This is a genomic window from Streptomyces sp. NBC_01460 (assembly GCF_036227405.1).
Taxonomy (GTDB): domain Bacteria; phylum Actinomycetota; class Actinomycetes; order Streptomycetales; family Streptomycetaceae; genus Streptomyces.
On sequence record NZ_CP109473.1, the window covers coordinates 6,171,854 to 6,185,749 of the forward strand.

15 protein-coding genes are annotated in these 13,896 nt (G+C 69.7%); 5 read left to right on the top strand and 10 right to left on the bottom strand.

The window, feature by feature from the left end:
- Entirely contained in the window at nt 1–915 is a 915-nt protein-coding gene (locus OG488_RS27955) for a hypothetical protein (protein WP_329233550.1), read from the bottom strand.
- Nucleotides 916–994: 79 nt separating this feature from the next.
- Here OG488_RS27955 and OG488_RS27960 point away from each other — a divergent pair, with 79 nt between their 5' ends.
- The 4 genes from OG488_RS27960 to recX all read left to right on the top strand — a co-directional run bounded on the left by OG488_RS27960 (nt 995) and on the right by recX (nt 4,845).
- Nucleotides 995–1,189 (top strand): DUF3046 domain-containing protein, encoded by a 195-nt coding sequence (locus OG488_RS27960; RefSeq protein WP_329233552.1) that lies wholly within the window; start codon nt 995–997, stop codon nt 1,187–1,189.
- 205 nt (nt 1,190–1,394) lie between these two features.
- Complete coding sequence (locus OG488_RS27965) at nt 1,395–2,516, top strand: AI-2E family transporter (protein ID WP_329239074.1); 1,122 nt, start codon at nt 1,395–1,397, stop codon at nt 2,514–2,516.
- Nucleotides 2,517–3,018: 502 nt separating this feature from the next.
- A complete protein-coding gene (recA, locus tag OG488_RS27970; RefSeq protein ID WP_329233553.1) occupies nt 3,019–4,149 on the top strand; it encodes a recombinase RecA in 1,131 nt (376 codons plus the stop codon).
- Between the two features lie 3 nt (nt 4,150–4,152).
- On the top strand, nt 4,153–4,845 hold the full coding sequence (recX, locus tag OG488_RS27975) for a recombination regulator RecX (protein WP_329233555.1): 693 nt from the start codon (nt 4,153–4,155) through the stop codon (nt 4,843–4,845).
- Between the two features lie 331 nt (nt 4,846–5,176).
- On the opposite strand, the gene OG488_RS27980 is transcribed toward recX, so the two are convergent.
- The 9 genes from OG488_RS27980 to OG488_RS28015 all read right to left on the bottom strand — a co-directional run bounded on the left by OG488_RS27980 (nt 5,177) and on the right by OG488_RS28015 (nt 12,828).
- Nucleotides 5,177–5,842, bottom strand: a complete 666-nt coding sequence (locus OG488_RS27980) for a DUF6197 family protein (RefSeq protein WP_329233557.1) — start codon at nt 5,840–5,842, stop codon at nt 5,177–5,179.
- A gap of 262 nt (nt 5,843–6,104) precedes the next feature.
- Nucleotides 6,105–6,518, bottom strand: a complete 414-nt coding sequence (locus OG488_RS27985; protein ID WP_403916290.1) for a rhodanese-like domain-containing protein — start codon at nt 6,516–6,518, stop codon at nt 6,105–6,107.
- Nucleotides 6,509–7,174 carry a cysteine dioxygenase gene (locus tag OG488_RS27990; protein WP_329233562.1) on the bottom strand — a complete coding sequence of 222 codons (666 nt, stop codon included), beginning with the start codon at nt 7,172–7,174 and terminating at the stop codon, nt 6,509–6,511. The genes OG488_RS27985 and OG488_RS27990 overlap by 10 nt, the downstream gene beginning before the upstream one ends.
- Nucleotides 7,175–7,247: 73 nt before the next feature.
- Nucleotides 7,248–7,334: a putative leader peptide gene (locus OG488_RS39315; RefSeq protein ID WP_311605579.1), complete on the bottom strand. Its 87-nt coding sequence runs from the start codon at nt 7,332–7,334 to the stop codon at nt 7,248–7,250.
- A 32-nt stretch (nt 7,335–7,366) separates the two neighbouring features.
- The gene (locus OG488_RS27995) at nt 7,367–8,998 is read right to left on the bottom strand and encodes an FAD-dependent monooxygenase (RefSeq protein WP_329233564.1); all 1,632 of its coding nucleotides are present in this window, start codon (nt 8,996–8,998) and stop codon (nt 7,367–7,369) included.
- A gap of 371 nt (nt 8,999–9,369) precedes the next feature.
- The gene (locus OG488_RS28000) at nt 9,370–10,302 is read right to left on the bottom strand and encodes an amino acid ABC transporter permease (RefSeq protein ID WP_329233566.1); all 933 of its coding nucleotides are present in this window, start codon (nt 10,300–10,302) and stop codon (nt 9,370–9,372) included.
- The gene (locus OG488_RS28005) at nt 10,299–10,946 is read right to left on the bottom strand and encodes an amino acid ABC transporter permease (protein WP_329233568.1); all 648 of its coding nucleotides are present in this window, start codon (nt 10,944–10,946) and stop codon (nt 10,299–10,301) included. The genes OG488_RS28000 and OG488_RS28005 overlap by 4 nt, the downstream gene beginning before the upstream one ends.
- A 140-nt stretch (nt 10,947–11,086) precedes the next feature.
- Nucleotides 11,087–12,010 carry a glutamate ABC transporter substrate-binding protein gene (locus OG488_RS28010; protein WP_329233569.1) on the bottom strand — a complete coding sequence of 308 codons (924 nt, stop codon included), beginning with the start codon at nt 12,008–12,010 and terminating at the stop codon, nt 11,087–11,089.
- 32 nt (nt 12,011–12,042) lie between these two features.
- Entirely contained in the window at nt 12,043–12,828 is a 786-nt protein-coding gene (locus OG488_RS28015; protein ID WP_329233570.1) for an amino acid ABC transporter ATP-binding protein, read from the bottom strand.
- A gap of 361 nt (nt 12,829–13,189) precedes the next feature.
- On the opposite strand from OG488_RS28015, the gene OG488_RS28020 reads away from it, so the two are divergent.
- Nucleotides 13,190–13,882 (top strand): response regulator transcription factor, encoded by a 693-nt coding sequence (locus OG488_RS28020; protein ID WP_329233572.1) that lies wholly within the window; start codon nt 13,190–13,192, stop codon nt 13,880–13,882.
- The last annotated feature ends 14 nt before the right edge of the window (nt 13,883–13,896 follow it).

The window sequence follows — 13,896 nt, forward strand, 5'->3', positions numbered from 1 at the left end:
TCAGCCGAGGCCACGGCCGTACGCCCGGAGGGTCTGCAGAGCCTTGAGCGTCACGATCGGGCGGCCCTCCAGGGCCGTTCCGGGAGCCCACTGACGCCAGTTGACAGGCCAGCCGCCGTCCTCCTGCTGTTCGGCCGCCAGATGGTCCAGGGAGCTCTCCAGCTCGCCGTCGCTGAACCAGCGGCGGGCGAGCGACCCGGGCGTGCGGGCGTAGTCGTAGGGGAAGTGGTGCTCCCCCTGGGCGTAACCGGGGGCCACCGGGTACTCCGCCCGGCGTCGCGGATCGAGCACCACCCACTTTTGTTCACGCACCAGTTGCCCCAGCCGGTCGGCCGCCGATTCGGCACGCGCCCGGTCCGGGACGCCGTCCAGGAAGGCGACGGCGGCCTCGATCTCGTACGGATGGGAGTGTTCCAGCGCGTCGACCGCGGCCCAGCAGAAGTCGGTGGCCCTGAACAGCCAGGCGTGCCACACCTCGTTGCGGTGCAGCAGCCCGACCACCGGACCCGTCGCCAGCAGTTCGGCGGGCGGATCGTCGACGACGGGGATGAACGGGGCCGCCGGGTAGCCCCGCTGGGAGGGGTGGAGGGCGGGCAGAGCGCCTTCCTTGGTCGACACGTCCGTCAGGTACCGGCAGATCCGCTCCACGCGCAGGCCACCGCAGCGGCCGATGGAGTCGAGAACGTTCAGCGCGTGAGCGGTGTGCAGCGGTTGGCTCACAGGCCCCCGGAGATCGGGTTCGAGTGCGTGACCGTAGCCACCGTCCTCGTTCCGGTAGGCGGTGAGCGCGGTCTCGACGGGGTCCGCGCCTCCAGCGAGGAAGAGGTGGGCGAACCGCCGCTGTTCGAGAACGCGTGCGGTGAGCCAGATGAACTGTTCGGCGCGGGCGAGAGGGGTCGGTCCTGTTCCAGCCATGGACCGACCGTAGAGGGAAAAGCACCCCCGGCAGGGCCCTCCCGCCCGGCCCCACTCTCAGGAGCGGGATACTGAGGGCATGCGGTTGACGATTTTCTGGGAACGGATGGCGGACCACTTCGGCGAGACGTACGCCGATTCCTTCGCGCGTGATCACCACATGGCGGAGCTCGGCGGACGCACGGTGCACGAGGCCCTGGCCGCGGGCTGGGAGGCCAAGGAGGTCTGGCGGGGGGTCTGCTCGGCGGTCGGCGTACCTCCTGACAAGCGCTGAGCTGTACGGTCCCACCCACCGCCGGACCGCGACACCTGCCGCCCGCTCCACGCGGGCGGGGCCGGGCGGCGGAGGAGTCGCCGCGGTGAGCGAGACTTGTCCCGTGGCACCGACAGACGACACCGCCCAGACCCAGCCGCCCGCCTCGCCGCCTGTTCCACCGGCCGCACCACCGAATCCCCCGCCAGGCGGCGGCCCCGTCCGCATGCCCGGCTGGCTGCCGCGTGCCGTTGTCATGGCTCTGGCGCTCTACGGATGCTTCCAACTGGGCAGCTGGGCGTTCTACCAGCTCATCGGGCTGCTGACCAACGTACTGATCGCCTTCTTCCTGGCGCTGGCCATCGAGCCGGCCGTCAGCCGCATGGCCGGACGGGGGATGCGGCGGGGGCTCGCCACCTTCCTGGTCTTCCTCGCCGTGCTGATCGCCGGAGTGGGCTTCGTCGTCCTGCTCGGATCGATGCTCGCCGGACAGATCGTCGACATGGTCGAGGAGTTCCCCAAGTACCTCGACTCGGTGATCAACTGGGTCAACCAGACCTTCCACACCGAGCTCTCCCGCGTCGAGGTGCAGGACAGCCTGCTGCACTCCGACTGGCTCCAGAAGTACGTGCAGAACAGTGCGACCGGCGTGCTCGACGTCTCCACGACCGTGCTCGGCGGGCTGTTCCGGCTGCTCACGATCTTCCTGTTCTCGTTCTACTTCGCCGCCGACGGCCCCCGGCTGCGGCGCGCGCTGTGCACCGTGCTGCCGCCCTCGCGGCAGACCGAGGTGCTGCGCGCCTGGGAGATCGCGGTCGACAAGACCGGCGGCTACATCTACTCGCGCGGCTTGATGGCCTTGATCTCGGGCGCGGCGCATTACATCCTGCTGGTGGTTCTCGGAGTGCCCTACGCACCGGCGCTCGCGGTCTGGGTCGGCCTCGTCTCGCAGTTCATCCCCACGATCGGCACGTATCTGGCCGGGGCGCTGCCCATGCTGATCGCCTTCACGGTCAACCCCTGGTACGCGTTGTGGGTTCTCGGTTTCGTCGTGGTCTACCAGCAGTTCGAGAACTACGTGCTGCAGCCGAAGCTCACGTCCAAGACGGTCGACATCCACCCCGCGGTCGCCTTCGGCTCGGTGGTCGCGGGCACGGCGCTGATGGGCGCGGTCGGGGCACTGATCGCCATTCCGGCGGTCGCGACGCTCCAGGCGTTCCTGGGGGCATATGTGAAGCGCTACGACGTGATGGACGACCCGCGGGTGCAGGGCGGGCACCGTTGGAGGCGTGGCGAGCCGGTGCTGACGAGGATTCGCCGCGCCGTGCGGGGTGTGGGCCGGGGATGAGCACGACGGGACCGCTTGCCGTCTCCTGACGGCCCCTGCTGCTCGTCGTGGACGTCGTGGACGTCGTGGACGTCGTGTGCGTCACGGGGGCGCGGGCCAATTCCTGCCCGGCGTACGAGGGCTCGGCAGGCGTGTGCTCGCGCCGGGACGGGCTCGGTCGGCACCACGGGCCCTGCGGGGTCCCTGCCGACAGGAGCGCCCCTTTCCTTGCACGCGAGGTCGAATTACCCCGTTTGGCCTATTTTTGTCATGAGGTACGTCACGATTCATTGACTTGCTCGATGTCGGCTGTTATGAGCGGCTACTCTCGGTCCTGTGGGTCCGGCGTGGTGCGCTTGACACGTAAATCGAACATCCATTCTCATGGGATTCCGGCCCGGTTTTTGCCGGACCCGACCGTGGAGTTGTCCACAGGCCGGGAGGACGTCGAGGCCCATTGTCAGTGGCAGGGGTTAGCGTCTGTGACGTGAAGCGATCGACTCAAGCAAATCGGGTGGAACCCATGGCAGGAACCGACCGCGAGAAGGCGCTGGACGCCGCACTCGCACAGATTGAACGGCAATTCGGCAAGGGCGCGGTGATGCGCCTCGGTGAGCGGCCGAACGAGCCGATCGAGGTGATCCCCACCGGGTCCACCGCGCTCGACGTCGCGCTCGGCGTCGGCGGCCTTCCGCGGGGCCGCGTGGTGGAGGTCTACGGACCGGAGTCCTCCGGTAAGACGACGCTGACGCTGCACGCCGTGGCGAACGCGCAGAAGCTCGGCGGCTCGGTGGCGTTCATCGACGCGGAGCACGCTCTGGACCCGGAGTACGCGAAGAAGCTCGGCGTCGACATCGACAACCTCATCCTCTCGCAGCCGGACAACGGCGAGCAGGCGCTGGAGATCGTGGACATGCTGGTCCGCTCCGGTGCGCTGGACCTGATCGTCATCGACTCCGTCGCGGCCCTCGTGCCCCGTGCGGAGATCGAGGGCGAGATGGGTGACTCGCACGTGGGTCTGCAGGCCCGCCTGATGAGCCAGGCGCTCCGTAAGATCACCAGTGCGCTCAACCAGTCCAAGACCACCGCGATCTTCATCAACCAGCTCCGCGAGAAGATCGGCGTGATGTTCGGTTCCCCGGAGACCACGACCGGTGGCCGGGCGCTGAAGTTCTACGCCTCGGTGCGTCTGGACATCCGCCGGATCGAGACCCTCAAGGACGGCACCGACGCCGTGGGTAACCGCACCCGCGTCAAGGTCGTCAAGAACAAGGTCGCGCCGCCGTTCAAGCAGGCCGAATTCGACATCCTCTACGGCCAGGGCATCAGCCGCGAGGGCGGTCTGATCGACATGGGCGTGGAGCACGGCTTCGTCCGCAAGGCCGGCGCCTGGTACACGTACGAGGGTGACCAGCTCGGCCAGGGCAAGGAGAACTCCCGTAACTTCCTGAAGGACAACCCCGACCTCGCCAACGAGATCGAGAAGAAGATTCTCGACAAGCTCGGCGTCGGTGTCCGTCCGGAGGAGGCCACGGCGGAGCCCGCGGCCGACGCCGCGGTCGCGGCGGGTGCTCCGGCGGACGGGGCGGCCAAGTCGGTACCGGCTCCCGCGACCAAGGCCAAGCCTGCCAAGGCCGCGGCGGCCAAGAGCTAGACCGTGACGCGTCGCACGGAGTGGCCGGGCGCCGACGACGGTGCGGGACCCGGCCCCGAGTACGCCGCAGAGCCGTCCGGGAATCCACCGGAACCCGGCCGGGGGGCCGGGTTCGGCGAGGGGGTGGGCCGTCGTTCCCGCTCCCGCTCCAGAAGCAGCGGTTCCCCTTCCTCGTCGAGGGCCGAGAAGGGGGAACCGCGAGATCCGGTCGAGCAGGCACGCAATATCTGTCTCAGGCTGCTGACAGGGACCCCGCGCACCCGTAAGCAGTTGGCCGACGCCCTCCGGAAGCGGGAGATCCCCGACGAGGCCGCGGAGGAAGTGCTGTCGCGGTTCGAGGACGTGGGTCTGATCGACGACGCGGCCTTCGCGGACGCCTGGGTCGAGTCGCGGCACCACGGCAGAGGTCTGGCGCGCCGGGCCCTCGTGCGGGAGCTGCGGACCAAGGGGGTGGACTCCGCGGTGATCGACGAGGCGGTCGGGCAGCTCGATCCCGAGCAGGAGGAGGAGACCGCCAGGGAGCTCGTCGCGCGAAAGCTGCGCTCCACCCGCGGGCTGGACCGTGACAAGCGCCTGCGCAGGCTCGCGGGCATGCTCGCGCGCAAGGGGTACGGGGAGGGGATGGCCCTGCGTGTGGTGCGTCAGGCGCTCGAATCCGAGGGGGAGGACACGGAAGGGCTGGACGAACCCTTCTGACCGGGGAACAGGGAGCGAAGGGACGGGGCAGCCGGGGACGGTGGAGCGGCCGACACGGGTATGGGGGTTGGGCAGCCCGACGTGCGCGCAACCGTGGTGGCACCGGGGGAACGACACGGCCGGGGGGCGTGTACAGCTCGTGCGGACGGGGACTGCTGCGGTGGCGGAGGGGGCCACCGCCGCGGAGCCACCGGCTGCCGGTGGGCTGCTCCGTCTTGCTCCAGGCATCTGTGGTGTCACAGGTCGGGGGAGGGGCGGGGGCGCGGTCAGGTCCGTCGGACGGTCCTGCTGATTCCGGGCAGCGGCAGGCGTCGGTCGTGTGGTGACGGTGTCAGTGCCCTGCCAGGGACGCCCGGCGGATCGTGGCGTCGATCAGCGCCAGCGCCTCCGTCACGGTGCGCCCGGGATGCCGGTTCCAGGGGCCGATGAGGTCGGCCCAGCCCTGCGAGCGCAGCTCGGTGATCAGCCAGGCGCCGGCGCGGTCCACGGTGGACAGCGAGCCGTAGCCGAGCCGATGGGCGGTCAGCATGGCCCCGCAGAGGCAGCGCGCACCACGGGCGTTGCGCAGGCGGTAGGGGGTGTTCTGCCAGCCCCACTCGGTCAGGATCTGCCGCGCGTAGCCGAGGTGGACGGACGGACGGACATCGGGCTGTCCGATGCGGCGCCAGGAGTGCAGACGCTCGGGCAGCACGGCGCCGAAGCGTCCGGGGAGCGGGCGCTCGCGGGGCACTCGCGAGGGCAGGGTCCGCAGGGAATCCTCGATGAGCCGGTCGACGGGGACGGACAGGAGATCCCGCCAGTCGGCCGGGCGTAGTACGAGCGGCGCCTCGCCGTCCGATGCGGGCATAGGTGACGCGGGGACGGGTTCGGGGGCGGGTGCGGTGGGCTCCTGGGCGGTGCGCTCCCACCCCGTGACGATGTGCTGCCACACGTCGGTGTCGTGGAGCCGGGAGGCCTGTGCGTCGAGCTGGTCCGGGGTGAGCTGAGCGGTTTCCATCGGCGCCACGTCTCCGTACATTCCGGTCCTCAGTGATGAGGCGAATGTCCGTCGCGCGCGAGGATCGCTCCACCGGAGAGCGGCGTTCGGGTGGGCTGGTGCGGCATTCGGTCCTGCCAGGCAGCCGAATGGCCCGGGGCGGTACTGCTGGTCGTTCGGCTGCCTGGCGGCCGGTGCGGAGAACCGGCGGGGTGCCCCGGGGGCCCTGGGCACCGGCACGGCATGCCGTCGACGGTGCCGGGATCGATCCGGAGTCTTCCGGTCAGAGGGTGACGGGGAGTCCCGCCGCGCGCCACGCCTGGAAGCCGCCGGTCAGATCCGTGGCCCGGTGCAGTCCCAGCTGACGCAGGGAGGCGACGGCGAGACTCGAGGCGTAGCCCTCGTTGCAGATCACCACGACCCGCAGGTCGTGGCTCACCGCCTCAGGGGCACGGTGGCTGCCCCGCGGATCGAGCCGCCATTCCAGCTCGTTGCGCTCGACCACCAGCGCTCCGGGGATCAGCCCGTCCTTCTCGCGCAGCGCCGCGTAGCGGATGTCGACCAGGAGTGCGCCCTCGGCGGCCGCGGCCGCGGCCTCCTCGGGGCCGATCCGCTCGTAGCCGGACCGCACCCGGTCGAGCAGGTCGTCGATGCCCACCGGCTCCTGACGGTCCTCGTGTGCGCCGCTCACTGCCAGTCCTCCGGGCGCTCCGTCTGCTCCAGGCGCAGCACCGCTCCCGCGCGGCTGTAGCGGCGAATCTGCGGCAGCGGCGGATAGTACGCGTGCACGGAGACGGCGTGCTCCTCGCCTGACTCGTTGAGGACCTCGTGGACGTGGTGCTGTCCGAAGGCCCTGCCCTGGCCGGTCGCCAGGAGCCGGGTCCGGTCGACGCCCTCGTTCAGTTCGAGGGTCTTCCAGCCGTCGGTAGGCAGCCGGGCGGCAAGAGAGTGCTCCCTGAGGGCGCCCGCCGCGACGGTGAACGCACCCGTCGACTCGGCGTGGTCGTGCCAGCCGGTGCCGGTGCCGGGTGGCCAGCTGATCAGCCACGCCTCGCTGCCACCGGGACCGTCGAGCCGGAGCCAGGTGCGCCCCTCGGGATCGAGGGGGAGCGAGGCGACGAGCGCGGTGTCCTCGGCGGTCCGGCGGACGAAGTCGAGCAGTTCCGCGACGGTCGGGGCAGGACCGTCCGAGCCGACGGCGGCACGTGCGTCCGCCCCCGCGGCCGGCGTTGTCGTGACATCCGTGCGCGGGGAGGTCGGGGGTGTGGCATCCGTCCCCTGAGCGGTCGGGGCGGCGACATCCGTGCTGACGGCGGACGCGGGTGTGGGCAGGGAAGGAGAAGATGCAGACACAGGGACCGTCCTGAGAAGTTCGCGTGGGAGCACTGCCGCACGGAAGACAGCACGGCGTGCCTGGGAAGGCGATTCAGCAGGACGGGCGACACACGCAGCCCGCATAGCGGACGAGGTCCATATGGACCCTCCGCCACAGGCGCACATCGGTGTCGGTCATGATCTGGAGTACACCATGTGCGTCTACGACGGTCAATTGACGTCCGCGGTCCGGTCGGAGCTCGTGGTGGTGCGCCCGTCGTCCTCGTGCGCCGTGTCCGCGCCGCCGCGCGCTGCGTCCGCCGCCGCGAAGAGCTCCGCCGGCCGCACTCCGCCGAAGGCCGCCACGAGATGTCCGTCCGGCCTGACCAGCAGCACCGTGTGGGCCGTCGCTCCCGGGTAGCTCTCGGCCACCAGCAGCTCGGCCTGCACCGGGAGGGCCTCCACCGCGTCGACGAGCCGGGGCATGACCCCCGCCGTCATCCAGTGCCGCCTGTCCCACACCCCGGTGCCCGGCGCGACCAGGATCACCAGCAGATGCCCCTGGCCCAGCCGGTCGCGGAGCCGCACCGCCTTCCCGTCGGGGGCGGTCACCCGGACATCGATGACCGGCGCGCCGGGGGCCGTCCCCACCGTCGCGTGCGCCTCGGCGTGCCGAGGCGAAAGGGGGGAGTGCGTGTACGAAGGGGGCGCGCCCAGGGGGCCGCATCCCAGATGACCGTCGGCCAGCAGGGTGTCGTGCCCGCGCGCGGTGCCGGGTACGAGCGTCCGGAGGCCCCCGCCGCCCCGCAGTATCGGCAGCGACTGGTCGGCGGCGCGGAGTCGGGAGGCGACAGCGGCCCTGCGCTCCGCCTGGTAGCTGTCGAGCAGCAGCTCGGAAGCGCTCTGGTGCCATGCCTGGGCCAGCTTCCAGGCCAGGTTCTCGGCGTCCCGGAGCCCCTCGTCCAGTCCCTGGGTGCCGAGCGCGCCCAGCAGGTGTGCGGCGTCGCCCGCGAGAAAGGCCCGCTGGGACCGCCACCGCCTGGCCAGCCTGTGGTGCAGCGTGTACACGCCGGTGTCCAGCAGCTCGTACGCCGGTGTCTCGCCGCACCAGCCCTCGAGGGTGTCGCGGATCCGGGTGACGAGGGCGTCGGGAGTGACGAGTTCACCGCGGGGCGGCAGGAGCCAGTCCAGCCGCCAGACGTCCCCCGGGAGCGGTCGCGCCGTGATCTCCGCACCACCGCTGCGCCAGGGCGGGGAGCGGTGCAGCACGGCCTCGCCGGGCCAGGGCAGCTCGGCCCGCAGAGCGGCGACTGCGTGCCGCTCCACCGCCGTACGGCCGGGGAACCTGATGTCGAGGAGCTTGCGGACGGTGGACCGCGCGCCGTCGCAGCCCACCACGTAGCTACCGCGCCACCAGGTCGATCCGGGCTCCCGGGTGTGCACGGTGACGCCGTGCGGGTCCTGCTCCAGGGTGTCGATCCTGCTGAGCGGAACCATGGTGACGAGATCCCGCGCGGCCACGGCGGCCCGCAGCCCCCCGGTGAGCGCGTGCTGGGGCAGATGGACCGGCGAGGGCAGTGGGACGGTGCCTTCCGCATCGCCCAGGGGCACGGCGCGCACCAGCTGCTTCCGTCGCACGGACCGCCAGCCGGTCCAGCGCAGCCCCTCGTCGTGGAGCGCCGGGCAGCCCAGCCGTTCCACCAGGTCCGCGGTGTCCTCCCGCAGCACGACGGTGCGCGCGGGGCGGGGTTCGTCCTTGCCCGGGCCCTCGTCGAGGAGGACCGAGGGAACACCTTGGGCGGCCAGAGCGAGCGACAGCGCCAGCCCGACCGGGCCGGCGCCGACGACGATCACCGGGTCCACGGGGTGATCCCTTCCGCGCCGGTCGTCGGGGCCGAGGGGGAGGAGGTGGCTGCCGGAATCGTTCGAGGCGGGATCACAGAACGTATGCAACCCACTGCCGGTGCTTGCGTCAAGTGACACCGGATCGTGAAGCCCCGCGTTGCGGCAGAGCCTCCGCAGTCCGACAGGCCGGACGAGGAACCAACGGCAGAAGCTCGGGGCGGTACAGGCCCGGTCGCCCGGTGATCCTGACGCGCCGTCTCCGACGGCCTGCCCACGTGCATTCTGCGGCGGAGGAGTCCGAAGCCGCCCGCCGGATCACCGGGGGGCGGCTTCGGAGGCAAAGAGCGGGCGGTGCCTGGCCTGTGAGAGGAAACCCGACCCTCGGCCCGTCAGTTCGTCTTGCTGGTTCCCTCATTCGCGTCGGGTCCTTCTGCGGACCGGTCCTCGGCGCGAGGCCCGACGAGGCTGCCGGCGGGCAGGATTTCCGGCGTCTCGGCGGCGCCGGCCACCGCGATGCCGGTCTTGGCCCGCCTGCCGCGCTTCTCGATCCAGGTGGCGAGCGCCGACAGGAGCAGACACATCGCCACGTAGATCGTGCCGATGACGGCGATGGTCGACACGTACGGGTACTGGCCGTTGACCTGTGTGTTGGAGGCGATCAGACGCGCCGTCTGGAGAAGCTCCGGGTACAGGATGATGAAGCCGAGCGAGGTGTCCTTCAGAGTCACGACCAGCTGGCTGATGATCGTCGGAAGCATCGCCCGGACCGCCTGCGGCATGAGCACACTGACCATGACCTGCGTCTTGCTCATCCCGAGCGCGAACGCCGCTTCGCTCTGGCCCTTGGGCACCGAGTTGATACCCGCGCGCAGCACCTCGGCCTGGACACAGCCGTTGTAGACGGACAGTCCGAGCGCCAGGGCCCACATCGAGTAGTCGGTGAGGAAGCCGACCCAGATGGCGTAGATGGTGATCAGCAGCGGGATCGAACGGAAGAGTTCGATGAAGGTGGTCGCGGCCCAGCGGACCGGCTTGTGGTCGGAGAGCCGGCCGACGGCGAGCAGGACTCCCAGGATCAGTGAGCCGACCGCCGCCAGACCGAAGACCTTGAGTGTGGCGAGCACCGCGTCGGCGATGTTCTGCCTGATGCCCGCGTAGTTGAAGATGTCCCACATCTCGGGGGCGAGGTGCCCCTTGTCGGACAGCCTGATCACGCTGACCGCGATCAGGGCCAGGATGGCGAGACCGCCGACGACGGCGTAGATCCTGTTGCGGACAGCGGCCTTGGGGCCCGGGGCGTCGTAGAGAACGCTGGCGCTCATCGGGCGACCTCCATGCGGCGCTCCAGCAGCCGGAACAGACCGCTGATGGCGAACGTGACGACCAGGTAGCCGAGGGCCACCCAGATGAAGACGGGCGTGATCTCGTAGCCCCGGTCGCTCATCAGCTTCTGCCATCCGAAGAGTTCGGTGACACTGAAGGCGCCGGCGATCGCCGAGTTCTTCGTGAGCGCGATGAAGATGCTGCTCAGCGGCGGGATGACGGACCTGGTGGCCTGCGGAAGCACCACGATCCGCAAGGTCTGGGCGAACGTCATGCCGATGGAGCGCGCGGCCTCGGCCTGTCCCAGCGGCACCGTGTTGATGCCGGAGCGGACCGCCTCGCACACGAAGGAAGAGGTGTAGAAGCCGAGGGCCAGCGACCCGAGCAGGAAGGGGCTCATGCCCGGGAACAGGATCTCCGGCACCACGAAGAAGAAGATCAGGAAGAGAAGGGTCAGCGGGGTGTTGCGCAGCAGCGTCACCCAGGCGGTGCCGAAGTAGCGCAGCGGCGGCACGGGCGACACCCGGAAGCCGGCGACGGCGACACCCAGGACCAGTGCGATGACCGAACTGACGGCGGTGATCGACACGGTGCCTATGAAGCCGTCGCGGAATTCCGGGAAGTTGTCGAGCAATACGTTCATGGGGTCTCCGCGTCGGCGGTCAGCGGCATCAGGGCAGGGGAAGGTTCGCCCCGTACGCCCGCCGTGTGGAGCGACGGGGGCGTACGGGACGCCTCACTCACGCGGGTGGCGTCAGTGACGGGACGACAGCAGGCGCTGCGTCAGTAGCGCTCGATGGCCGGCGGCTCGGTGTAGTCCGAACCCGACAGGCCGAGGGTCGCCTCGTAGATCTTCTTGTACGTGCCGTCCTTGATGTGGTCGTCCAGCGACTTGTTGATCGCCTCGCGCAGCACCTTGTCGTCCTTGTTCAGGCCGACGCCGTAGGGCTCGTCGGTGAACGGCTTGCCGACGACCCTGAGCTTGCCGGAGTTCGCGGCGGCGTAGCCCTTGAGGATCGAGTCGTCGGTGGTGACGGCGTCGACCTGCTTGGTCAGGAGCTGCTGCACGCAGTCCGAGTACTTGGCCAGCTCGACGACCTTCGCGCCGTACTCGGGCTTCTTGATCTCCTGGAGCGGGGTGGAGCCCACGATCGAGCAGACCTTCTTGTCCTTCACCGACTCCTTGCCGGTGATGGACGTCTCGTCCTTGCGCACCAGCAGGTCCGCGCCGGCCTTGTAGTACGGGCCTGCGAAGCCGACCTGCTTCTTGCGCTCGTCGTTGATCGTGTAGGTACCGACGAAGTAGTCGACCTGGCCCTTGGAGATGGCCGTCTCGCGGATACCGGAGTCGACGGTCTTCCACTCGATCTGCTTCTCGGAGAAGCCGAGGTCGGCAGCGATCATCTTGGCGATCTCGATGTCGAAGCCGGAACGCTCCTTGGTCGACTGGTCCTCGAAGCCGAGGTACGGCTGGTCGGCCTTGGCGCCGATGACCAGCTTGCCGCGCGTCTTCGCCTCCTTGAAGGTGGGCGAGTCCAGGTCGACACCGGTCGCGACGGTGTACGTCGGCAGCTTCGGGGCCTCCGACGAACCGGGCTTGACGCCCGACGGCTTGTCACCGGCGGAGCCCTCCTTGCCACCACACGCCGTGGCGGTCAGGGCGAGCACAGCGATGGCCGCAACGGCGGCCGGCTTACGGAGCTTCATGTGAACAGTCCTCGTGTCGTAGGTCGTCGGTATCAGTGGTGAAGGATCTTCGACAGGAAGTCCTTGGCCCGGTCGCTGCTCGGATTGCTGAAGAACTGGTCGGGAGTCGCCTCTTCGACGATCTTTCCGTCCGCCATGAAGACCACGCGGTTGGCCGCCGAGCGGGCGAAGCCCATCTCGTGGGTGACGACGACCATCGTCATCCCGTCCCGGGCCAGCTGCTGCATGACCTCGAGCACTTCGTTGATCATCTCCGGGTCGAGCGCCGACGTGGGCTCGTCGAAGAGCATGACCTTGGGGTCCATGGCCAGCGCGCGGGCGATCGCGACGCGCTGCTGCTGACCACCGGAGAGCTGCGCGGGGTACTTGTCCGCCTGCACGCCGACCCCTACGCGGTCGAGCAGGTTGCGGGCCTTCTCCTCGGCCGCCTTCTTGTCCGTCCCTCGAACCTTGACCTGGCCCAGCATCACGTTCTCGAGCACCGTCTTGTGCGCGAAGAGATTGAACGACTGGAAGACCATGCCGACATCGGCACGCAGCCTGGCGAGCTCCTTGCCCTCCTGGGGCAGCGGCTTGCCGTCGATCGAGATCGCGCCCGAGTCGATCGTCTCCAAGCGGTTGATCGTGCGGCACAGCGTGGACTTCCCGGACCCGGAGGGTCCGATGACTACGACGACCTCGCCGGCGGCGATGGTCAGGTCGATGTCCTGGAGCACATGCAGCGCGCCGAAGTGCTTGTTGACGTTGCTCAGTACGACAAGGTCGTCTCCCGCAGGTGCGGCATCCTCGGCGGCCTTGGTCACTGACACTCCGCTCATCGGCTTCTTGCTCCGTCCTCCTCGGTTAGGGAAGGACCCTAGTGACGCAGTGCGACCAGCGTCATTACATCTGAGCGGAAATTGAGCATAACGATCCGGCCGCAACCGGACACACCGCGTGAACGGGACGCCACGGGGTGCTCGTCGGCGTACCGGGTGGGTAACGGAAACCCGCTGGTAACCGGCAGGGACTTGACTGGCGTACCGGTCATCGGCGTGGATGCCCTGGTACGGGAATGACGTGAATCGCCGCTGTACGGGAAGGTCCGCCGGGTGGAACACCGGCGCACCGTCACGCACGGTCCGGCCGTCACGAAGAAACGCGAAGCACCTTGAGAAGTCATGAGGCGGTGAGGGGACCATGAGACTGCTGCTCGTCGAGGACGACGACCACGTCGCGGCCGCGCTCTCCGCCGTGCTGTCCCGGCACGGCTTCCAGGTCGTGCACGCCCGCAGTGGCGAGGAGGCCCTGCAGGCGTTGCTGCCCGCCGACAAGGAACCCTTCGGGGTCGTGCTCCTCGACCTGGGGCTGCCCGACCAGGACGGCTACGAGGTGTGCGGGAAGATCCGCAAACGCTCGGCGATCCCGGTCATCATGGTGACCGCGCGCTCCGACGTCCGGTCCAGGATCCACGGGCTGAACCTCGGCGCCGACGACTACGTCGTGAAGCCGTACGACACCGGTGAGCTCCTGGCCCGCATCCACGCCGTCGCCCGGCGCAGGACAGCTGCCGGGGACACCGGACCGACCCCGCTCGCGGCGCTGCGGATCGGCACGGTCCGCATCGAGCTGCCCACGCGCAGGGTCAGTGTCGACGGCCAGGAGGTCCAGCTCACCCGCAAGGAGTTCGATCTGCTCGCGCTGCTCGCCCAGCGACCCGGCGTGGTCTTCCGCCGGGAGCAGATCATCAGCGAGGTCTGGCGGACGAGCTGGGAGGGAACGGGGCGCACGCTCGAGGTCCACGTCGCCTCGCTGCGCTCGAAGCTGCGGCTTCCCGCGCTGGTCGAGACCGTCAGGGGCGTCGGCTACCGGCTCGTCCCCCCGTCGGACTGAGGACGTCGGCCTTC